This is a genomic window from Micromonospora sp. NPDC005291 (genome assembly GCF_040607415.1).
In the GTDB taxonomy this organism is placed as follows: domain Bacteria; phylum Actinomycetota; class Actinomycetes; order Mycobacteriales; family Micromonosporaceae; genus Micromonospora.
The window spans coordinates 162,828-183,873 of record NZ_JBEXGR010000009.1 but is presented as its reverse complement, the minus strand read 5'-3'; the positions used below and the strand labels follow the sequence as shown (position 1 = coordinate 183,873).

At 71.4% G+C, this 21,046-nt stretch carries 19 protein-coding genes; 4 read left to right on the top strand and 15 right to left on the bottom strand.

Annotation, left to right across the window (positions count from 1 at the left end; all coding sequences use genetic code 11):
- Positions 1-143: 143 nt before the first annotated feature.
- The 6 genes from trmD to proS all read right to left on the bottom strand — a co-directional run bounded on the left by trmD (position 144) and on the right by proS (position 4,722).
- The gene (gene trmD / locus ABZT18_RS15505) at positions 144-917 is read right to left on the bottom strand and encodes a tRNA (guanosine(37)-N1)-methyltransferase TrmD (protein WP_354993146.1); all 774 of its coding nucleotides are present in this window, start codon (positions 915-917) and stop codon (positions 144-146) included.
- 19 nt (positions 918-936) lie between these two features.
- Entirely contained in the window at positions 937-1,548 is a 612-nt protein-coding gene (rimM, locus tag ABZT18_RS15500; protein ID WP_354993145.1) for a ribosome maturation factor RimM, read from the bottom strand.
- Positions 1,548-1,808 carry an RNA-binding protein gene (locus ABZT18_RS15495; protein ID WP_172862164.1) on the bottom strand — a complete coding sequence of 87 codons (261 nt, stop codon included), beginning with the start codon at positions 1,806-1,808 and terminating at the stop codon, positions 1,548-1,550. Before ABZT18_RS15495 ends, rimM begins: the two co-directional genes overlap by 1 nt.
- Positions 1,783-2,322, bottom strand: coding sequence for a 30S ribosomal protein S16 (rpsP, locus tag ABZT18_RS15490; RefSeq protein WP_354993144.1), 540 nt, complete (start codon positions 2,320-2,322; stop codon positions 1,783-1,785). Before rpsP ends, ABZT18_RS15495 begins: the two co-directional genes overlap by 26 nt.
- 228 nt (positions 2,323-2,550) lie before the next feature.
- A complete protein-coding gene (locus ABZT18_RS15485) occupies positions 2,551-3,198 on the bottom strand; it encodes a DUF402 domain-containing protein (RefSeq protein WP_354993582.1) in 648 nt (215 codons plus the stop codon).
- 117 nt (positions 3,199-3,315) lie between these two features.
- Positions 3,316-4,722, bottom strand: coding sequence for a proline--tRNA ligase (gene proS / locus ABZT18_RS15480; protein ID WP_354993143.1), 1,407 nt, complete (start codon positions 4,720-4,722; stop codon positions 3,316-3,318).
- Positions 4,723-4,852: 130 nt separating this feature from the next.
- Between proS and ABZT18_RS15475 the strand changes: the two genes are divergently transcribed.
- Positions 4,853-5,458: a TetR family transcriptional regulator gene (locus ABZT18_RS15475; RefSeq protein ID WP_354993142.1), complete on the top strand. Its 606-nt coding sequence runs from the start codon at positions 4,853-4,855 to the stop codon at positions 5,456-5,458.
- Positions 5,459-5,689: 231 nt separating this feature from the next.
- Here ABZT18_RS15475 and ABZT18_RS15470 read toward each other — a convergent pair whose 3' ends face one another.
- The 9 genes from ABZT18_RS15470 to ftsY all read right to left on the bottom strand — a co-directional run bounded on the left by ABZT18_RS15470 (position 5,690) and on the right by ftsY (position 17,071).
- Entirely contained in the window at positions 5,690-6,769 is a 1,080-nt protein-coding gene (locus tag ABZT18_RS15470; RefSeq protein ID WP_354997502.1) for an amidohydrolase family protein, read from the bottom strand.
- 61 nt (positions 6,770-6,830) lie between these two features.
- On the bottom strand, positions 6,831-8,387 hold the full coding sequence (gene ffh / locus ABZT18_RS15465; RefSeq protein ID WP_354997501.1) for a signal recognition particle protein: 1,557 nt from the start codon (positions 8,385-8,387) through the stop codon (positions 6,831-6,833).
- A 126-nt stretch (positions 8,388-8,513) separates the two neighbouring features.
- Positions 8,514-9,170, bottom strand: coding sequence for a response regulator transcription factor (locus ABZT18_RS15460; RefSeq protein WP_354997500.1), 657 nt, complete (start codon positions 9,168-9,170; stop codon positions 8,514-8,516).
- Positions 9,167-10,348: a sensor histidine kinase gene (locus tag ABZT18_RS15455; protein WP_354997499.1), complete on the bottom strand. Its 1,182-nt coding sequence runs from the start codon at positions 10,346-10,348 to the stop codon at positions 9,167-9,169. Before ABZT18_RS15455 ends, ABZT18_RS15460 begins: the two co-directional genes overlap by 4 nt.
- Positions 10,349-10,673: 325 nt before the next feature.
- Positions 10,674-12,950: a [protein-PII] uridylyltransferase gene (locus ABZT18_RS15450; RefSeq protein WP_354997498.1), complete on the bottom strand. Its 2,277-nt coding sequence runs from the start codon at positions 12,948-12,950 to the stop codon at positions 10,674-10,676.
- A gap of 17 nt (positions 12,951-12,967) precedes the next feature.
- Positions 12,968-13,306, bottom strand: a complete 339-nt coding sequence (locus ABZT18_RS15445; RefSeq protein ID WP_007456507.1) for a P-II family nitrogen regulator — start codon at positions 13,304-13,306, stop codon at positions 12,968-12,970.
- 25 nt (positions 13,307-13,331) lie between these two features.
- The gene (locus ABZT18_RS15440) at positions 13,332-14,744 is read right to left on the bottom strand and encodes an ammonium transporter (RefSeq protein WP_354997497.1); all 1,413 of its coding nucleotides are present in this window, start codon (positions 14,742-14,744) and stop codon (positions 13,332-13,334) included.
- A 275-nt stretch (positions 14,745-15,019) separates the two neighbouring features.
- Positions 15,020-15,883 carry an aminoglycoside phosphotransferase family protein gene (locus ABZT18_RS15435; protein ID WP_354997496.1) on the bottom strand — a complete coding sequence of 288 codons (864 nt, stop codon included), beginning with the start codon at positions 15,881-15,883 and terminating at the stop codon, positions 15,020-15,022.
- A gap of 6 nt (positions 15,884-15,889) precedes the next feature.
- Positions 15,890-17,071 carry a signal recognition particle-docking protein FtsY gene (gene ftsY / locus ABZT18_RS15430; RefSeq protein WP_355251532.1) on the bottom strand — a complete coding sequence of 394 codons (1,182 nt, stop codon included), beginning with the start codon at positions 17,069-17,071 and terminating at the stop codon, positions 15,890-15,892.
- Positions 17,072-17,154: 83 nt separating this feature from the next.
- Between ftsY and ABZT18_RS15425 the strand changes: the two genes are divergently transcribed.
- The 3 genes from ABZT18_RS15425 (at position 17,155) to ABZT18_RS15415 (ending at position 21,042) form a co-directional block, all read left to right on the top strand.
- Positions 17,155-18,867, top strand: coding sequence for an alkaline phosphatase D family protein (locus ABZT18_RS15425; RefSeq protein WP_354997494.1), 1,713 nt, complete (start codon positions 17,155-17,157; stop codon positions 18,865-18,867).
- Between the two features lie 25 nt (positions 18,868-18,892).
- On the top strand, positions 18,893-19,333 hold the full coding sequence (locus ABZT18_RS15420) for a MarR family transcriptional regulator (RefSeq protein ID WP_354997493.1): 441 nt from the start codon (positions 18,893-18,895) through the stop codon (positions 19,331-19,333).
- Between the two features lie 89 nt (positions 19,334-19,422).
- On the top strand, positions 19,423-21,042 hold the full coding sequence (locus ABZT18_RS15415) for an MDR family MFS transporter (protein ID WP_354997492.1): 1,620 nt from the start codon (positions 19,423-19,425) through the stop codon (positions 21,040-21,042).
- Positions 21,043-21,046: the final 4 nt, after the last annotated feature.

Below are 21,046 nucleotides of genomic sequence, written 5' to 3'. Positions count from 1 at the left end.
CGCTGCGTCCTCGTAAGGCTCACGGCGCACCGTCACTCGGTGCGCGGGTGGGTGGTTCTGATCCCCGGGTGGTGCTCGGCGAGCCGACCCCGGTCGGGGATCCTCGCAGCTGCCCGCGGGCGCGGACGGATGCGGCAACCCCCCTACTTTGCCACATCCCCCGGCGGCGGCTGAAATCCGGCCCGGTCCAGGGCCGCGATGTCCCGTTTGTCGAGCCGGTCGGCGGGCAGCGCGGCGAGCAGGTCCGGGCGCCGGGCGGCGGTCCGCAGCAGGCCCTCCTCGCGCCGCCAGCGGGCGATCTTGCCATGGTCCCCGGAGCGGAGCACCTCCGGCACGTCGTGCCCACGCCAACTCGGCGGCTTGGTGTAGATCGGCGCTTCCAGCAGCCCGTGCGCGTGCGACTCCTCGTCCAGCGAGCCCGCGTTGCCCAGCACCCCGGGCAGCAGCCGGGTGACCGCCTCCAGCATCACCAGGACCGCGACCTCGCCGCCAAAGAGCACGTAGTCACCGAGCGAGACCTCGGTGACCGGCATCCGGGTGGCGGCGTGTGCCAGCACACGTTGGTCGATTCCCTCGTAGCGACCGCAGGCGAAGAGCAGGTGCGACTCGGTAGCCAACTCGTACGCCATGGCCTGGGTGAACGGGGCGCCGGCCGGCGACGGCACCAGTAGCCGGGGCGGCGGGGCCTCGGCTGGCGCGAGCGCGTCCAGCGCCTCACCCCACGGCTCAGGACGCATCACCATGCCCGGGCCGCCGCCGTAGGGGGTGTCGTCGACCGTGCGGTGCACGTCGTGGGTCCAGGCCCGCAGGTCGTGCACGGCAAGCTGGAGTACGCCGTTGGCCCGCGCCCGCCCGATCAGCGACAGGTCCAGCGGGGCGAAGTACTCCGGAAAGATCGACACGACGTCGACGCGCATGCGGGGGTGCTCCAGCGGCCTAGAGGTCGAGCAGTCCGGCTGGCGGGTCGACGATCACACGTCCACCGGCGAGGTCGACCTCCGGAACGATCGCCCGGACGAAGGGGATCAACGCGGTACGCCCCTCGGGGCGCCGCAGGACCAGCAGGTCGGAGGAGGGTGCGTGGTCGATCCGAACGACCTCGCCCAGCCGTTCGCCTGCCCGGGTTACCGCCGCCAACCCGACCAACTGGTGGTCGTGGAACTCCTCCGGATCGTCCGGCGGAGCCACGTCGGCGCTGTCCACCACGAGCAGTGTCCCGCGCAGCGCCTCGGCGCCGTCGCGGTCCAGGATTCCGTCGAACGCGACCAGCATCCGGCCCTGGTGAAAGCGGGCTTCCTCGATGGTCAGCTCCGCGGGAACCCGGAACGGCACTCCGAGCTCGCCCGCTGGCGCGGAAGCCGGAACCGCCCCCGGCTCAGTGCCCGGCTCAGTGCTGCGCGGCGATGCGGTCGGGGGCTTCGCCCCCGGCTCAGTGCGCAGCACTGTGCCGGGGGCGAACCGTGCTTCGGGCTCGTCGGTCCGCACTTCCACGGTGACCTCACCGCGGACACCATGCGGCTTGCCGATCCTGCCAATGACGAGCTGCATCAGTACGAGTCGACGATGTCGACGCGTACCCCGCGCCCGCCGATGGAGCCGATCACCTGGCGCAGCGCCTTGGCGGTCCGGCCGGACCGCCCGATCACAGTGCCGAGGTCCTCGGGGTGCACGCGGACTTCGAGCCGCTTGCCCCGACGGGAATCGACCATCCGCACCCGGACGTCGTCCGGGTGGTCGACGATGCCCTTGACCAGGTGCTCCAACGCCGGACGCAATGGCATGTCAGGCCTGCTCACCGGCGTCGGCAGCGGCGGCCGGGGCCTCGGCCGGAGCCTCGGCAGCGGCGGCCGGAGCCTCAGTCTTCGGAGCCTCGGCCGCAGCCTCGGTCTTCGGAGCCTCGGTCTTCGGAGCCTCGGTCTTCGGAGCCTCGGCAGCCTTGGCGGCCTTCTTGGCCGGCTTGGCCGGGGTCTCCGGGGCGAGCCCGGCGGCGGCCTTCGCCTCAGCCTCGTACGCCGCCTTGCGGTCGGTCCGCTCGGCGGCGACCAGCAGCGGCGGCGGGGCCGGCAGGCCCTTGTACTTCTGCCAGTCACCGGTCAGCTCCAGCAGCCGCTGCACCGCCTCGCTCGGCTGAGCGCCGACGGACAGCCAGTACTGGACCCGCTCCGACTTGACCTCGATGATCGAAGGGTCTTCCTTCGGCTGGTACACCCCGACGAACTCGATCGCCCGACCGTCACGCTTGGTGCGCGAGTCGGCGATGACGATGCGGTACTGCGGGTTGCGGATCTTGCCCATCCGCAGGAGCCGGATCTTTACGGCCACAGTTGTTTCGCTCCTGTTGCGATCTCACCGGCCCGTGCGGGCGGTGTGCATGGGTGAGCGCCGACGGCACAGTGGGGTTGGGCCGGAGACTACTCGGTGGACTGGCAACGTGCCCGGGTTAGAGGGCGCCGGACGCGCGCCGGATACCAGCGACCTATTCTGCCAGATCCGATGCCGATCTCACGCATCGGACCCGGACACCGCGTATCCAGTGACTCGGAACACCTCTCAGCGCACCGGTGGACGGTCCCATCCCGGCGGAAGTTCGTCCGGTACGTCCCAGTCTGACGGGGGCGTGAAGTCGCACCAGGTGCCGTCGAACGGGAACTCACCAGCCTCGGCGAGCAAGATCACCCGCTCCCCCTCGGCGCGAACCGCCTTCTCGTCGGTCACCCAGTAGTCGTCACCGAATGCGAGCCGCTCGACGAACTCGTCCTCGTCCTTCCAGTCCCAACTGAGGTCCGGTCGTACCACCACGTCCAGGTCCTGGTCCACCACGTCGACACCGGCAACCGGGCCGTCGTCCCAGCGGACACCGGGCTCTTCCAGGTTGACGTACCAGTTGGCGAACCGGCCCTGCGCGTCGGAGAACCACCAGACGGAGTGCGCGGCCCCGGCGGGCAGGAACTTCAGCAGCGGCGGGCCATCCCAGCGCCCGTGCGCCAGCCGGTACGTCGACGAGATCCACTCGGCGAACGGCATCGCCCGCATCCCCAGCCCCGCCTCGGTCACCTCGTGGGCCACCGGAGAGTCCCGGGCGATCCACACCAGCAGGCCCCGCTCGTCGTCGCTGACCACCCGGCCCGGCCGGACCCACCCGATCCGACCGTGCCGCACGTTCCGGTGCATGATCAGCCGACCCGCCTCAAACCCCACCCCGCGCCGCCGCACCCGCACTCACCTCGTTCGTTGATCTAGGGCATATCGTTGTTGACAGAGATCAACTAACGACAGTATGCCCTAGATCAACGAGGTGAGTGCGGTGAGCGCACCTCAGTAGGCGCGGGCGAGAATGGCGATCAGGTCGGGCTCGTCCTCGGAGTCCGGTACCGAGCCGTCGGCGCGCAGCAGGCAGCGCACCGTGACGCCCTGGCCGTTCGCCTCGGCCTCACCGGCCACGCCGACCGCCGACCACGGCACCCGCGCCCAGCCGTTCGCGGCGGCCTCGATCGCCTCGGCGAGGGTGGCCACCTCCACCGTGCGCGACTCGCGGTTGGCCAGCGCCTGGTCGTGCAGCACCTGCTGGTCGGTCTCCAGCGCGGCCAGCACCGCGGCGACCACATCGGCCACCGGCGTCGGGGTCTTCGACCCGTCGGTGCGACGCACCACCGTCGCGTTGCCGACGGCCAGGTCACGGGGGCCGACCTCGACGCGTACCGGATAACCGCGCAGCTCGGCATCGACGGCCCGGCGGCCGAACGGGGTGTCGGTCCGGTCGTCGAGCGCCACCCGGACACCGGCGTCGCGCAGGCCGTCGCGCAGCTTGGCCGCCGCCTCGCCGACGCCCTCGCCGTCCTTGACCACCATGACGTACGCCTGGATGGGCGCCAGCTTCGGCGGCACGCGCAGACCGTTGTCGTCACCGTGCGCCATGATCAGGCCGCCCAGCATGCGGGTCGACGTGCCCCAGGAGGTGGTCCAGGCGTGCTCCCGGCCGCCCTCCTTCGAGGAGTAGCTGATGTCGAACGCCTTGGCGAAGTTCTGGCCCAGCTCGTGGCTGGTGCCCAACTGGAGTGCCTTGCCGTCGCCCATCATGCCTTCGCAGGTGTACGTGGCGGTCGCGCCGGCGAACCGCTCGCGCGTCGTCTTCAGGCCCACCACCACCGGAATGCCGATCACGTTGACCATCAGGTCCTCGTACGCCTCGTGCAGGATCCGCCGGGCGTAGGCACGGGCGTCCTCCCGCGTGGCGTGCGCGGTGTGCCCCTCCTGCCAGAGGAACTCGCTGGTACGCAGGAAGATGCGCGGACGCAGCTCCCACCGGACCACGTTCGCCCACTGGTTGAGCAGCAGCGGCAGGTCCCGGTACGAGTCGATCCACTTGGCCATGAACTCGCCGATGACCGTCTCGCTGGTCGGGCGCACCACCACCGGCTCGGCGAGAGGCTTGCCACCACCGTGGGTGACGACCGCCAACTCCGGCGAGAAGCCCTCGACGTGCTGCGCCTCGCGCTTGAGGTAACTCTCCGGGATGAACAGCGGGAAGTACGCGTTCTCCGCACCCGCCGCCTTGATCCGGGCGTCCATCTCGGCCTGCATACGCTCCCAGATGGCGTAGCCGGCCGGTCGGATGACCATGGTGCCGCGGACCGGGCCGTTGTCGGCCAGCTTCGCCTTGGCGATCAGGTCCTGGTACCAGCGGGGGAAATCCTCCGCACGGGGAGTGAGCACGCGAGCCATGACCGCACATCCTATGCGCCACGCGGGGGGACGCCGCGTCCGGGAGTAGCCGTGCCGTGTCCCGCCCGGTCGCCGTGGCCGTCGTGGCAGCGCTGGCGGGTCGACGATGGGCCCGTAGAATTCGACCACCATGACTGCATCGACCAACTCACCGCGTCAGCAATTGCGGGACACGATCGTGGACGCCGCCCGCACCCGGACCATTGCCGCCGGCTGGGACGCGGTCCGGATGGGCGGGGTGGCCACGACGGCCGGGGTGAGCCGGCAGACCGTCTACAACGAGTTCGGCAGCAAGGCGGGGCTGGCCGAGGCACTGGCCCGGCACGAGGTGGACCGGTTCGTCGGCGACGTCCGTGCCGCGCTGCTCGCACACGACGCCGACGTGCGGGCCGGCGCCTACGCGGCGATCGCGCACACCCTCGCCACGGCGGCGGACAATCCGCTGGTCAAGGCCATCCTGACCAGCGCCCGAGGCGGGTCGGACGAGCTGCTGCCCTACCTGACCACCCGGGCCGAGGTGGTGCTCACCGAAGCTTCCGGCGCGCTGATCGAGTGGGCCGGCGACCACCTGCCGGGAGCCGACCCGGCCGCGCTGGCCTTCGCCTCCGACAGCATCGTCCGCCTGGTCGTGAGCCACATCGTGCTTCCCCGCTCCCCGATCGACCAGACCGCCTCGGGCCTGGCCGACCTTGCCGTACGCCTCTTCAGCGCCGCCGCGACCCAGCCCAACCGCTGACCCCCGACGGACCCACGCGCCACGCGCCACGCGCCACGCGCCACGCGCCACGCGCCACGCGCCCAAGATCGTGCTGCTTCCTGGATGTAGTGGCATCCCAAGGAAGCCGAGGCCACTACATCCACGATCGAGCACGATCTTGCGGTGGCGGTGGCGGTGGCGGCGGGGACGGCGGCGACGACGACGGCTGCCGCGGGCACTAGGCCGACGACGGCGGCGTCCTGGCGAAGGTCAGCGGACGACGCGGCCGCGGAGGATCGTGCGGGACGGGGCGCGGACGACGCGCAGGTCGCGGCGGGGGTCCTCGGGGTAGACGGTCAGGTCGGCGAGGCCGCCCTCGGCCAGGCCCGGGAAGCCGAGCCACTCCCGGGCGCCCCAGGAGGCGGCGGCGAGCACGTCGATCGGCGCCATGCCGGCCTGCTCGTGCAGCAGCAGCATCTCCTCCGCGGCGAGCCCGTGGTCGATGCCGCCGCCCGCGTCGGTGCCCACGTAGATCGGCACGCCCGCCTCGTGCGCGGCCCGCACCACCTCGGGGAAGCCGTCGCGCAGTGCCAGCATGTGCTCGGCGTACCCGGGGAACTTGTCCCGCGCCTGCTCGGCGATCCCGCCGAAGGTCGCAATGTTGATCATGGTGGGGATCAGCGCGGTGCCCTGGCGGGCCATCTCGTCGATCAGGTCGAGACTCAGCCCGGTGCCGTGCTCCACCGAGTCCACCCCGGCCCGCACCATGATCTCGACGGCCGACTCGGAGAAGGTGTGCACCGCCGCGCGTACCCCGGCGTCGTGCGCGGCCCGCACGGCCGCGGTGAGGGTGTCCGCGTCCCAGGCCGGCGCCAGGTCGCCCACGCCGCGATCGATCCAGTCGCCGACCAGCTTGACCCAGCCGTTGCCGGCCCGCGCCTGTGCGGCCACCGTCGCGGCCACCTCGGCCGCGCCGACCTCCACGCCGATGTCGCGTAGGTAGCGCTTCGGCGGCGCGACGTGCCGGCCCGCGCGGGCCAGTCGCGGCAGGTCCGGCTCCTCGTCCAATTCGGGGTACGGGTACGGCGAACCGGCGTCGCGGATCGCCAGCACCCCGGCGTCCCGGTCGATGTGGGCCAGCTCGCGGGCCTGGTCGAGGGAGGTGATCGGGGCGCCGCCACGGGCGATGCCGATGTGGCAGTGCGCGTCGACCAGGCCCGGCAGGACGAAGCCGCCGTCGGCGACCGTCTCCGCCCCGGGCACCGGGGTGAAGGTCACCCGGTCGCCGACCAGCCAGAGATCCCGGACCTCGTCGTCGGGGAGCAGCACACCGCGCACATGAAGAGCCATGTGCACAGTCCTACCCGATCATCCCGGCGTCCGCGACGCCGCCCACCGTCACCGACACGCGTCAGCGGGGGTGGTTGTCGCCCTTGCCGAGCTTGTTGAAGTCGATCTTCGGAAGCTTGAAGCCGGGCGGCAGGCCCTGGCCACCAGCGAGGTCGTTCGCGTCCATGCCCGGCGGGAGCTGCGGCATGCCGCCCGGGAAACCGCCCGGCATCCCGGCGCCGGCACCGGTACGCGGCCGGCCGCCACCCTTGGTGCCCTTGCGCTTGTTCTTGGGGCTCTTGGTCGCCTTGCGCCGGCCGCCACCGGGCAGGCCCATCATGCCGCCCATCTGCTTCATCATCTTCTGCGCGTCGGCGAAGCGGTTGAGCAGCTGGTTGACGTCCATCACCGTGACCCCGGAACCGTTGGCGATGCGCGCCCGACGGGAGCCGTTGATGATCTTCGGGGTGGTGCGCTCGGCGGGGGTCATCGACCGGATGATCGCGGTGACCCGGTCGAAGTGGGTGTCGTCCAGATCGGCGAGCTGGTCTTTCATCTGCCCCATGCCCGGCATCATGGCGAGCACGTTGGCGATCGGGCCCATCCGCCGCACCGCGATGAGCTGGTCGAGGAAGTCCTCCAGAGTGAACTGCTCACCGCCCATCAGCTTGGCGGTCATCTTCTCCTTCTGATCGGAGTCGAAGGCCTGCTCGGCCTGCTCGATCAGAGTGAGGACGTCGCCCATGCCGAGGATCCGGCTGGCCATCCGGTCGGGGTGGAAGACGTCGAAGTCCTCCAGCTTCTCACCGGTGGAGGCGAACAGGATCGGCTGCCCGGTCACCTCGCGTACCGACAGCGCGGCGCCACCGCGGGCGTCACCGTCGAGCTTGGAGAGCACCACGCCGGTGATGCCGACGCCGTCACGGAAAGCCTCGGCGGTGCGGACGGCGTCCTGACCGACCATCGCGTCGATGACGAAGATGACCTCGTCCGGCTGGACCGCGTCGCGGATGTCGGCGGCCTGCTGCATCATCTCGGCGTCGATACCGAGTCGGCCGGCGGTGTCGACGATGACGATGTCGCGGGCAGCCCGCTTCGCGTGCTCGATCGACGCCCGCGCCACCTGCACAGGGTCACCGGTGCCGTTGCCGGGCTCCGGGGCGTACACCTCGACGCCGGCCCGGCCACCGAGCACCTGCAGCTGCCCGACGGCGTTGGGGCGCTGGAGGTCGGCGGCGACCAGCAGCGGCTGGTGGCCCTGGCCCTTGAGCCAGCGGGCCAGCTTGCCGGCCAGAGTCGTCTTACCGGAGCCCTGGAGGCCGGCCAGCATGATCACCGTCGGCGGCTGCTTGGCGAACTGGAGCCGCCGACCCTCACCGCCGAGCACCTTGATCAGCTCTTCGTTGACGATCTTGATGATCTGCTGGGCCGGGTTCAGCGCCTGGGAGACCTCGGAGCTGCGGGCACGCTCCTTGACGGCCGCGATGAAGCCCTTGACCACCGGCAGCGCGACGTCCGCCTCCAGCAGCGCGAGACGGATCTCGCGCGCGGTGGCGTCGATGTCGGCGTCGGTGAGCCGCCCCTTGCCGCGGAGCTTGGTGAAGATCCCGGACAGGCGGTCACTCAAGGTGTCAAACACGCGAACATCCCGTTTGTCAGTGTTCCGGCGGGCACAACGCGGCCGGCACTGCGGAGTCCGGCCACCGCTAGGGTAACCGGCCGCCCGCACGGCCGCTGTCGCCCGGCCCGGCCGGCCTTCCAGGCCTCAACCGGACACCAACCCCGACTGGTACGCGAAGACGACGAGCTGGGCCCGGTCCCGGGCTCCCAGCTTGCCCATGGCCCGGCTGACGTGGGTCCGCGCGGTCGCCGGGCTGACCACCAGCCGTAGGGCGATCTCCTCGTTGTTCAGGCCCTCACCGACCAGGCCGACCACCTGACGCTCCCGGTCGGTCAGCGCGTCCAGCCGGGGGTGCGGACGAAGCACCCGGGACGGCCGGGTGGCGAACTCCCGCACCACTCGACGGGTCACCGACGGCGACAGCAGCGCCTCCCCCTCGGCGATCAGCCGGATCGCACGCAGCAGCTCGGCCGGTCGGGTGTCCTTGGTGAGGAACCCACTCGCGCCGTGCCGCAGCGCGTCGAAGACGTACTCGTCCAGCTCGAAGGTGGTGAGCACCACCACCCGCGTACCGGTCAGGTCCGGGTCCGCGACGATCCGCCGGGTTGCCTCGATGCCGTCGATGCCGGGCATCCGGATGTCCATCAGCACCACGTCCGGCCGTTCCCGACGCGCCAGCTCGACCGCCCGCAGCCCGTCGGCCGCCTCACCGGCCAGCGTCAGGTCGTCCTCGCTCTCCACCAGCGCGCGCAGACCGAGCCGGACCAGGTCCTGGTCGTCGGCGATCAGCACCCGGATCACGAGGCCGGCTCCACGGGCAGCCGGGCGTACACCCGGAACCCGCCCTCGGCACGCGGCCCGGCTGCCAACCGCCCGCCCAACGCCGCGACGCGCTCCCGCATCCCGGCCAGGCCGTGCCCGCCGACACCGTCACCGTTACCGTCACCGTCACCGGCCGGATCGACCCCATCGCCGGCTGCGCCCGTGCCCCGGTCCGTGACCTCGACGGTCAACTCCTCGGCCCGATAGCCGACGGTCACCTCCGCGTCGGACACCCCGGCGTGACGCAGCACGTTGGTCAACGCCTCCTGCACCACCCGGTACGCGGCCAGGTCCACCGCCGCCGGCAACTCCCGAGGGTCGCCGACCACGCGCATCTCGACGGCGAGACCGGCCCCGGCGAGCCGGTCGCGCAGCGCCGGGAGCCGGGCCAGACCGGGCACCGGCCCACGCTCCGCGCCCTGCCGAACCGCGCCCAGGGTGACCCGGAGCTCGTCCAACGCCTCCCGGCTGGTCCGGCTGATCGCGGTCAGCGCGATCTCCGCCTGCTCGGGCCGTTTCGGCAGCAGGTGCAGGGCGATCTCCGCCTGCATGCTGATCGCGGCAAGCCCGTGCCCCACCACGTCGTGCACCTCCTGAGCGATACGCAGCCGTTCCTCGTCGGTTCGCCGCCGAGCCTGCTCGACGCGATCACGGGCCTCCTCGGCGCTGCTGCGCGCGGCTGCCTCGCGGTTGACCCGGACCACCACCCCCACCGCGAACGGTACGACCAGCCAGGCCGACGTGGGCAGCACCGCCGTCCAACCGGGAGCCGGGCCCCGAGAGACGAAGACGTGCGCCAGCAGCACGACGAACGCTCCACCGGTGGACAGTGCCGCCGGGCGCACCGGCAGCCGTACCGCGACGGTGTACACCGCGACCAGGAAGGTAAGCAGTATCGGCCCGTACGGGTGCCCGCTCACCAGGTACGTCGAGGTGGCCACGGTGACCACGGCCAGGGTGGCGACCGGGGCGCGTCGCCGGGCCAGCAGGGCGAGCGCGGCGACCACGATCAGCACCCGACAGGCGGCGTCCACCGGTCTCGACCCCGGCTGGTTGTCCCCGGCCAGGCCGGTGGCGAACAGCCCGAAGCCGAGCAGCACCAGGGCGAGCACGGCGTCGGGAGCCGTCCGCCCCGCCCACTGCCCACTCCACCGCATGGCCGTCATTCTGCCGGCGTCGACGCTCCACGGCGTGCGTCCAGGGGCGGCACCCCCACTACGCCCTCGGACGTACCCGCCGCCCCGTCGCCACCCACGGTGGGCCGGGTCGAGGGCCGCACGCCTGTGCGAGCGTGATGACTCTGGGGCATAAATATGACTCTGAGGTATCACGCTCGTGGGAGCGACCGGGCTCGTGGGAGCGAGGCAGCCTGGGGGCCAGGCAAGCCCCGCGCAAGGGCCAGGAGGGCCACGCATCGGCCAGGAGGCGAGCACGCCCGACGCCCGATAGCAGGGCCGGGGCGTCGGGCCGGCACCGAGCGGGTCAGACGGCGGCCAGGACCGCGGCTTCCAGGTTGGCCCGGGTCGCGTCGTCCGGCCAGCCGCCCACCAGGTAGAAGGCGTCGACCACGTCGGCTCCGAGGGTGGAGATGCGGGCTGCGCGGACCAGTGCGCCCGCCTCGTCGAGCGCGCAGGTGACCCGGTAGAGCAGCCCGGCGGCGTCCGCTGCGCGTAGCTCCAACAGCACGGCGTCGGTGGCCGCCTCGCGGTGCCAGACGACCCGGGGGGCCGCGCCGCCGCTCCGGGCGGCGAGCGCACGGCCACGCAGCCGCTGGGTGACCGACACGTCACCACCGACCGCCCTGCGCAGGTCGGCGCGGAGTGCGACCGGGTCCGGCGGCAGTCCGTAGCGGGGTTGCACCCGGCACTCGACCAGGGCGCGGCCGTCGACCACGGAGGCGTCCGCGGAGATCACTTCCAGCCGGTGCAGGGCCAGGCAGCCGGCAACCGTGGCGAGCAGGCCCCGCCGGTCGGCCGCGGCGACTGACACCCGGTCCCCGGTCAGGTGGACGACCGGCAGTGGCCCGGCCAGCAGCGCCGGGTCCGGGGCGGGCGGATCGGGCAGCACGCCGGTGTCCAGTGCGGTGCGGACCCGGGCGACCAACTCGGCGACGAGTCGGCCCTTCCAGTCCGACCAGGCCGCCGGCCCGGTCGCCGCCGCGTCGGCGCGGACCAGCGCGTGCAGCAGGTCGAGGGTGCCGGTGTCGCCGACCGCCTCGGCCACCGAGGCGATGGTGACCGGGTCGGCCAGGTCGCGGCGGGTGGCCACGTCGGGCAGGAGCAGATGCAATCGGACCAGCGTGCCGATCAACTCGACCTCGGTGGGGGGCAGACCGATCCGGGTCGCCACCGCCTGGGCCAGTGGCACACCGACGGTGCTGTGATCACCGGTGAGCCCCTTGCCGATGTCGTGCAGGAGGGCGCCGAGGAGCAGCAGATCGGGGCGTTCCACCTCGCGGGCGTGGCGGCTGGCCTCGTGAGCGGTCTGCACGAGATGCCGGTCGAGGGTGTAGCGGTGCACCGGGTTGTGCTGGGGCAGGCTGCGCAACCGGGTCCACTCGGGCAGCCAGCCGTCGACCAGCCCGTACCGGTCGCAGGTCTCCCAGGCCGGCACCAGACCGGGACCGGCACCGAGCAGGGTGGTCAGCGCGGCCCTGGCCCCGGCCGGCCAGGGCGCGGGCAGTGGCGGGCAGTACGCCGCCAGCCACTCGCAGGTGGCCCGGGCAATCGGGAGTCGGGTCGCGGCAGCCGCGGCGGCGACCCGCAGCGAGAGGCTCGGGTCGGGACGTGCCCCGATCGCCGTCCGGGCCAGCACCAGTTCCCCGTCGTGCTCGACCACGTCGCGGGCCACGGGACGGCGGGCGGGTCGACCGTTACCGCCACGGGACCGGCCGGAGCGCAACCGGTCGGCGGCACGGAACGCGTCATCCAGGGCGTGGCTGACCGTGCGGGCGTCACCGGCGACCCGGCGCAGGAGGGCGTCACCGTCCTCAAGACCGAGCAGCGCGGCCACTCCGTCCCGCTCCTGTGCGACCAGCCGGTCGACCCGGCGGCCGACCTGCTGGTGCAGGGCGTCCCGGGTGTCCAGCAGGCGCAGGTGAGCGGCGCGTACGGCGGGGCGCAGCGCGTCGGTGATGCCGGCGGCGGAGATGGCCCGCAGCAGACCCACGTCGCGCAGACCGCCGGCGGCCTCCTTGAGGTCGCCCTCCAGCAGGAAGGCCAGCTCACCGTGGGCCCGCCAGCGGGCTTCGGTGACCTCCCGCAGGCCGGGCAACTGGCGGACGGCGGTCCGCCGCCAATGATCGGCGGCGGTGCGGATCAGCGAATCGGCCAGCGCCCGGTCGCCCACGACCAACCGGGCGTCGAGCAGCCCGAGGGCGACCTTGACGTCGTCCTGCGCGACCGAGAGCGCCTCCGAGACGGTCCGTACCGAATGGTCGAGCCGCAGGCCCGCGTCCCAGATCGGGTACCAGACCGAGGCGGCCAACTCGTCCGTGCCCGGTACACCCGCGTGCAGCAGAACCAGGTCGAGGTCGCCGTACGGCGCGCACTGTCGCCGGCCCAGCCCACCGACGGCGATCAGCGCGACCCCCTCCCGCGCGGGCAGCAACCCGCGCAGAAAGTCGTCGTAAGCCGCCGCCCGACCAACCCGAGCGGCTTCGCCGACCCCGCCGCGTACGCCGACGACCTCGTTGATCAAGAGGTTGGCGTCACCGTCATCGGCGTGTCCTGACGCGTTCTTCTTGATCAACGAGGTCATGTCAGTCGTGGCCGGGATCAGAGTGCGTCGAGGCCGCGCTCGCCGGTACGCACCCGGACGACCTCTTCGACACCGGTGACCCAGACCTTGCCGTCGCCGATCTTGCCCGTGCGGGCAGCACCGACGATGGCGTCCACGATCTTTTCCACGTCGATCTCGTCGGTGAGCACCTCGACCCGGATCTTGGGCAGGAACTCGACCGTGTACTCGGCACCCCGGTAGACCTCGGTGTGCCCCTTCTGCCGCCCGTACCCCTGCACCTCGCTGACGGTCAGCCCGGCCACCCCGAGGGCGTGCAGAGCCTCCTTCACCGCATCCAGTTGGTACGGCTTGATGACCGCGGTCACCAGCTTCATGTCCAACCCCTCCATCCCAGGAACGTTAACCGGCGACCTTCGCGCTGACCGGCTCGGCGGTGTCCGCCTCCGGCTTGGCATCACTCGTCGCGCCGCCACCGGGAGTGCCGATGCCGGCCATCGCGAACGCGCTGCCCGTGCCGCCGCCCGCCGGTGACAGGTCGTAGCTGCTCTCGGCGTGCTCGGCGATGTCGATGCCGTCGGCCTCAGCCTCACCCTTGACGCGGAAGCCGATCGTCTTCTCGATGACGACGGCGAGCACCCAGGCGATGCCGAACGACCATACGGAGACGATCAGGCCGGCGAGCGCCTGCCGACCCAACTGGGTCGCGCCGCCGCCGTAGAAGAGACCGTCCGATGCACCCACCACGTCGCTGATCGCGGCGTTGACCGAGTTGGTGGCGAAGAGACCGAGCCAGAGCGACCCGATCCAACCGCCGACGAAGTGCACGCCGACCACGTCGAGGGAATCGTCGTAGCCGAGCTTGTACTTGAGGCTCACGGCCAGCGCACACACGGCCCCGGCGACGATGCCGAGCAGGACGGCGGCCCAGGGTGCGATGAAACCACAGGCCGGGGTGATGGCGACCAGGCCGGCAACAGCGCCGGACGAGGCACCGACCATGGTCGGCTTGCGGTCCTTGATCCACTCGACCGCGATCCAGCCGAGCACCGCCGCCGCCGTGGCGAGCTGGGTGTTGATGAAGGCGAGCCCGGCGACGGAGTCGACGGTCAGCTCCGAGCCGGCGTTGAACCCGAACCAGCCGAACCACAGCAGACCCGCACCGAGCGCGACCAGTGGGATGTTGTGCGGCTTCATGCCCTCGCGCGGCCAACCGAGCCGCTTGCCGAGCACCAGAGCCACGGCCAGGGCCGCCGCACCGGCGTTGATGTGCACCGCGGTACCACCGGCGAAGTCCAGTGCGTGGATGTCAGCGCCGATGATCCCGCCGCCCCACACCCAGTGGGCGACCGGGAAGTAGACCAGGGTGGCCCAGCCGAAGGCGAACAGCAGCCAGCCGGCGAACTTGGCCCGGTCGGCGATGGCCCCACTGATCAGCGCGACGGTGATCACCGCGAAGACCATCTGGAAGGCCATGAACACGTAGAGCGGAACCCCGATGCCGCTGGGGTTCTCCGCCGTCGCGCCCCACAGGTCGGTCTCGGCGAGGAAGGTCTTGGTGCCGAGGTACGCGCCCGGGTCGCCCCAGAATCCGTTCACGTCGGCCCCGAAGGCGACGCTGAAACCGTAGAACCACCACAGAATAGAGATGAGCCCGATAGCGGAGAAGCTCATCATCATCATGTTGAGTACGCCCTTGGCCCGGTTGAGGCCGCCGTAGAACAGCGCCAGTCCGGGGGTCATGAGCAGCACGAGCGCGGTCGAAACCAGCAGCCAAACGGTATTGGCGCCGTCGATCGTCGGTGCTTCAGGCACGCTGGCCTCCTAAAGGTGAAGTCCTCCTTCGCGGCTTTCCGGGGCAGCGTCGCCCGTAGGCCGGTTGCGCGGAAGCTTCGCGGCCGGCTGTTTCACTTAGGGTCCCGTGCGGGTTTCCGTTTCGTGACGGGTTGTTTCGGACGTGTCACGAAGTCCGCACAGTGGGCGGCATGGACGGTGGTGGATCGGCCAGACGACGTACGCCGATGGCCGACCGGCCATACGCATCGACCGACCCGCCCATCGGGGCTGGCCGCGCATCGACCGGCAGGCACTCAGCGGAGGGCGTTCTCCAGGGCGTGTCGCTCGTAGTCGAGCAGCCGCAGATCGCGCATCGGACGGCGCAGGTGCCCCTTGTGCACGATCCGGACGAACGCCGGCTCACCGGCGGCGGCCATTCGGCGGATCCCCTCGACGTGGTCCACGATCCGCTTGCGGATGGTCCGGATGAGCCGGTGCCGGTCCCGGGGGATCAGCCCGTACGCGTCGGCGAAGAGCCGTAGTCGGCGCGGCCGGTCCGGATGGTTCCACCCCAGCGTGATCGAGTCCCGGTCCGCGAAGATCGGCACCCAGGTCCAGGCCGCGTACGCCACGTCGTAGATCCGGGCACCCGGCGAGGCGAGGTCGAAGTCGATCAGCCCGAGGGTGCCGTCCGGCCGCCAGATCACGTTGTGCGGCGCGGCGTCGTGGTGGCAGATCACCTCGGTGTCCGGTGGTGGGGGCCCGAACGAGCGCCAGACCGCCCCCGGTGGCGGGGTGAAGCCGTACTGCGCGTCGTGGAACATCCGCAGCATGGTGGCGACGGTGACCAGCGCCTCGTCGGTCACCCAGTGCGGGGCGAGCGGATATTCTCCGCACTCCCCCTCCAGGTACGACAGCACCTCACGGTTGCGCTCGTCCATGCCGAGCGCTCGTGGGGCGCCGGTGAACCCCACGTACTCCAGGTGCCGCAGCAGTGCGTGCACGGACGGTGTCCACGGCCCGGCATTGCGACGGACCGTGTCGCCGACACGGACAACGGTGCTCACGTTGCCGCCGTACAGCGGGATCTCCTGCGAAGTCACGTACGGTCTCCCGAGGCGCTGCGAAGGGTGGCCGGGGTCGCGCCAGCCCGCGTACGCGCGGTTGTCACTGGTCACCCGAGACTACGCGTCCCGTCCGGTGGCCTCGGTCCCCAGCAGCGCGTCAACGAACTGCCCCGGGTCGAACGGGGCCAGATCGTCCTTGCCTTCGCCGAGGCCGACCAGCTTCACGGGGATGCCGAGCTTGCGCTGCACGGCGATGACGATGCCACCCTTGGCGGTGCCGTCGAGCTTGGTCAGCACCACGCCGGTCACGTTGACCACCTCGGTGAAGACCCGGGCCTGCTCCAGGCCGTTCTGCCCTGTTGTGGCGTCCAGGATGAGCAGTGTCTCGTCGATCGGGCCCTGCTTCTCCACCACACGCTTGACCTTGCCCAGCTCGTCCATCAGGCCGACCTTGTTCTGCAGGCGGCCGGCGGTGTCGATGAGCACGGTGTCCACGCCGGTGTCGATGCCGCGCTTGACCGCGTCGAAGGCGACGCTGGCCGGGTCGGCGGCCTCGGGCCCACGGACGGTCTCCGCACCGACGCGCGAGCCCCAGGTCTCCAGCTGGTCGGCGGCGGCGGCCCGGAAGGTGTCCGCCGCGCCGAGCAGCACGCTACGGCCGTCAGCCACCAGCACCCGGGCGATCTTGCCGCAGGTGGTGGTCTTGCCGGCGCCGTTGACGCCGACGACCAGGACCACCGCCGGCACGCCGTCCTTCGGTGCGGTCCGCAACGACCTGTCCAGGCTCGGGTCGAGCGCGTTGACCAACTCGGCGGCGAGCAGTGCGCGCAGCTCGGAGGCCGAGCGGGTGCCGAGCACCAGGGTGCGCTCGCGCAGCCGGTCGACGATGTCCCGGGTGGCGTCGACGCCGACGTCGGCGGTGATCAGGCTGTCCTCGATCTCCTCCCAGACGTCCTCGTCGAGGTGGTCGCGGGCGAGCAGACCGAGCAGGCCCTTGCCGAAGACGTTCTGTGAGCGGGACAGCCGCGAGCGGAGCCGGACGAGCCGCCCGGCGGTCGGTTCGGGCACCTCCACGGGTGCCTCAAGCACCGGCGGCGGCTCGACCAGGACGCCGGTGGACAGATCGGACTCCGGTGCCTCGACCGGCGGGCCGGCGAGATCTTCCTCAGCTCTGGTGTCGACCTCGGTGCGTGGCAGCGGAGGCGCGGGCCGCCGCCGCAATCGCGGCACGACCAGCCCGACTGTGCCGGCGATCAGCACACCGAGCAGGACCAGAGCGAGGACGAGATATTCGGCCATGCCGGAATCCTGTCAGATGCGGGCGGCGGCGTCCCAGCCACCGCACCCGGCCGGTGCCAGGAACCGGCGGTAGGCTCGGCCGCATGCCCGCCGCACACCTGCTCATCGGCCCACTCCTGCGGCGAGTGGTGGACACCCGGGCGACCATCTGGGTCGAGACGGCCGCACCCGCCGTGGTCACCGTCCGCACCGCCAGCGGCGCCACCGGCACCGCACCCACCTTCTCGGCGTACGACCACCACTACGCCCTCGTGGTGGTGGAGGGGCTCACTCCGGACAGCGAGACCACCTACGAGGTGCTGGTCGACGACGAGATGGTCTGGCCGGTGCCGAGCAGCGGCTTCCCGCCCAGCGTGATCCGCACCCGGGCCGCCGACGACCGGGACCAGCCGGTCACCCTGATCTTCGGCTCGTGCCGGGAGACCACCCAGCACGCCACCACCCGAAAGCTGCCGCCGGACGCGCTGGACGCGTACGCCCGGCGGTTGATGGCCGACCCGGAGTCGAACGCACTGCCTGACCTGCTGGTGTTGCTCGGTGACCAGGTCTACGCCGATGTGACCTCGCCCACGGTGCGCCGGCTGCTGCGTCGACGCAGGCGGCGGCCAAAGGGTGCCCCGGCCGACCAGGTGGTCAGTTTCGACGAGTACACCAAGCTCTACCTGGAGTCCTGGCGTGATCCGGAGATCCGCTGGCTGCTCTCCACCGTGCCCAGCGTGATGATCTTCGACGACCACGAGATCATCGACGACTGGAACACCTCCGCGGCGTGGCGCGCGGAGGTGCGCGAACAGCCGTGGTGGCAGGAGCGGATCGGCAGCGGGCTCGCCTCGTACTGGGTCTACCAGCACCTGGGCAACCTCTCCCCCGACGAGATCGCCGCCGACCCGGTCTTCAGCAAGGTCGCCGCCGCCGAGGACGCCACCAGCGTGCTGCGCGAGTTCGGGCACCGGGTCGACCAGGAGTCGGACCTGGCGCACGACACCGAACGCTGGCGTGCGGTGCAGTACCAGTGGAGCTACGCACTGGACCTGGGCCGGACCCGGCTGGTCATGCTGGACAACCGGTGCAGCCGGGTGCTCGATGGGGGCAGTCGGGCCATGCTGCCGCCCGGCGAGTGGTCCTGGTTCCTCGACCAGGCGCACGGGGTCTACGACCACCTGGTGGTCGGTGCCTCGCTGCCCTGGCTGCTGCCGCAGGGCATCCATCACATCGAGGCGTGGAACGAGAAGCTGGCCGACTCGCGCCGACCCTGGGTCGCACGCGGGGCGGAGAAGCTGCGCCGCGCACTGGACCTGGAGCACTGGGCGGCGTTCCGGCGTTCCTTCGAGGCGCTCGCGGAGACCTTCGCCCGGATCGGCACCGGCACCCCGGGGCAGTCCGGTGCGCGGGTCGGCGCCGGTCCGGCGTACGCCCCACCGGCGTCCATCAGCGTGCTCTCCGGGGACGTGCACCACTCGTACGTGGCCCGGGCCCGGTTCGCCGACCCGGCAGTGGTCACCCCTGTGCATCAGCTCACCTGTTCGCCGATTCACAACCAGGTGCCGGCCGGCATCCGTCCGCTGATGCGGCTGGGCTGGTCGCCCGGCCCGGCGGGTGCCACCCGGGCGCTGGCCCGCTCGGCGGGTGTGCGGCGACCGGGGGTGCGCTGGCGCAAGCTGGCCGGCCCCTACTTCGGCAACGCGGTCGCCACCCTGACCCACCAGGGGCGCGGGGCCGACGTGACCATCGAGGGCACCACGAAGGACGGCCACCTACGCCCGGTGATGAGCCGCCGGCTCTCCCGCGACGGCTGAACCGACCCGGCCGTAGTCTGAGCCCGTGGACGAGCACCTGCCGGAGCCGATCCGGGCGGTCGAGCACGAACTGACCGCCCTGCTGCGACGTGGTCGGGCGGTTTCCTGGGAGATCGGCCGGGAGGTGCACCCGAACCTCGAACCGAACACCTACGGGCTGCTGCTCTGGCTGCGCCGGAGTGGGTCGATCCGGTTGACGGAGTTGGCGGCGCGACTCGGGGTGGGCAAGGGGACGCTGAGCCGGCAGATCAACGGGTTGGAGGCGCTCGGCCTGGTCCGCCGCGACCCCGATCCGAGCGATCGGCGGGCCGCGCAGATCAGGTTCACCGAGGAGGGCCAGCGCCGGTTCGATGCCGCCCGGTCCGCCCGGGTGGGCGAGTTCCTGCGCACTCTGAACGACTGGCCGACCCGGGACGTCGAGGAGTTCGCCCGGCTTCTCGGCCGGTTCAACGACACCCGGAAATGACCCCCGCCGAGACGGAATGATCCTCCCCTTCGACAAGTTGTTGCTTGAGGCAACCAAACCATCCTCGACTCCCCTCGGAGGCAGCAACGATGAGCCAGGCGACAGCGCCCACCCGGGCGACCGGCGTCGACATGACCCACCGGCAGATCCTGGAGGCACTCTCCGGCCTGCTGCTGGGCATGTTCGTCGCGATCCTCTCCTCCACGGTCGTCTCGAACGCGCTGCCGAGGATCATCACGGAACTGCACGGCGGCCAGTCCGCGTACACCTGGGTGGTCACCTCGGCCCTGCTCGCGACCACCGCGACCACCCCCATCTGGGGCAAGCTCGCCGACCTGACCAGCAAGAAGATGCTGGTCCAACTCTCCCTGGGAATCTACGTACTGGGCTCGGTGCTGGCCGGTGCCGCGCAGGGCACCACTGAACTGATCGCCTGCCGGGTGCTCCAGGGCATCGGCGCCGGCGGCCTCACCGCACTGGCCCAGGTGATCATGGCGACGATGATCGCGCCGCGCGAGCGGGGCCGCTACAGCGGCTATCTCGGCGCCGTGATGGCCGTCGGCACCATCGGCGGCCCGCTGATCGGCGGTGTGATCGTCGACACCTCGTGGCTCGGCTGGCGCTGGTGCTTCTACGTCGGCGTGCCCTTCGCCATCGCCGCGCTGGTCGTGCTCCAGAAGACCCTGCACCTGCCCGTGGTCAAGCGGAAGGCGCAGATCGACTGGTGGGGCGCCACCCTGATCACCGCGGCCGTCTCGTTGCTGCTGATCTGGGTCTCGCTCGCGGGTAACCAGTTCGACTGGGGTTCCTGGCAGTCCGTGGTCATGGTGATCGGCGCCCTGGCGCTCGGCGCGCTGGCGATCCGGGTGGAGACCCGGGCCTCCGAGCCGATGATCCCGCCGCGCCTGTTCCGCAACCGCACCATCACCCTGGCCGTCGTCGCCAGCATCGCGGTCGGCGTCGGAATGTTCGGCGCCTCGGTCTTCCTCGGCCAGTACTTCCAGATCAGCCGCGGGCAGAGCCCGACCATGTCCGGCCTCATGACCCTGCCGATGATCCTCGGTCTGCTGGTCTCCTCCACGCTGAGCGGTCGAATCATCACCAAGACCGGCCGCTGGAAGCGGTTCCTGGTGGTCGGTACGGCATTGCTCACCATCGGCTTCGCGCTGATGGGCACGCTCCGGGCCGACACCAGCTTCACCCTGCTCAGCGTCTACATGGCGCTGGTCGGCATCGGCCTGGGCATGACCATGCAGAACCTGGTCCTCGCCGTGCAGAACACCGTCAGCACGCACGAGCTCGGCGCGGCCAGCTCGGTGGTGGCGTTCTTCCGCAGCCTGGGCGGCGCGATCGGCGTCTCCGCGCTCGGCGCTGTGCTCGCCCACAAGGTCACCGGCTACACGTCAGAGGGCCTGGCCCGGCTCGGCATCCCCGCGTCCGGCTCGGGCAGCGGTGGCGTCCTGCCCGACGTGCACACCCTGCCCGGCCCGATCCGGACAGTGGTGGAGAGCGCGTACGGTCACGGCGCCGGCGACATCTTCCTGGCCGCCGCCCCCTTCGCGTTGATCGCGCTGATCGCGGTGAGCTTCATCAAGGAGGTGCCGCTGCGGCAGCACAACAGCAATCCGGTTTCCGACGAGGTCGAGCGGGAATCGACCGTCGCTGCCGGCGCTGGCGCAGCGGTGGTCCGTACCGGCGAGCAGAGGTGAGGTA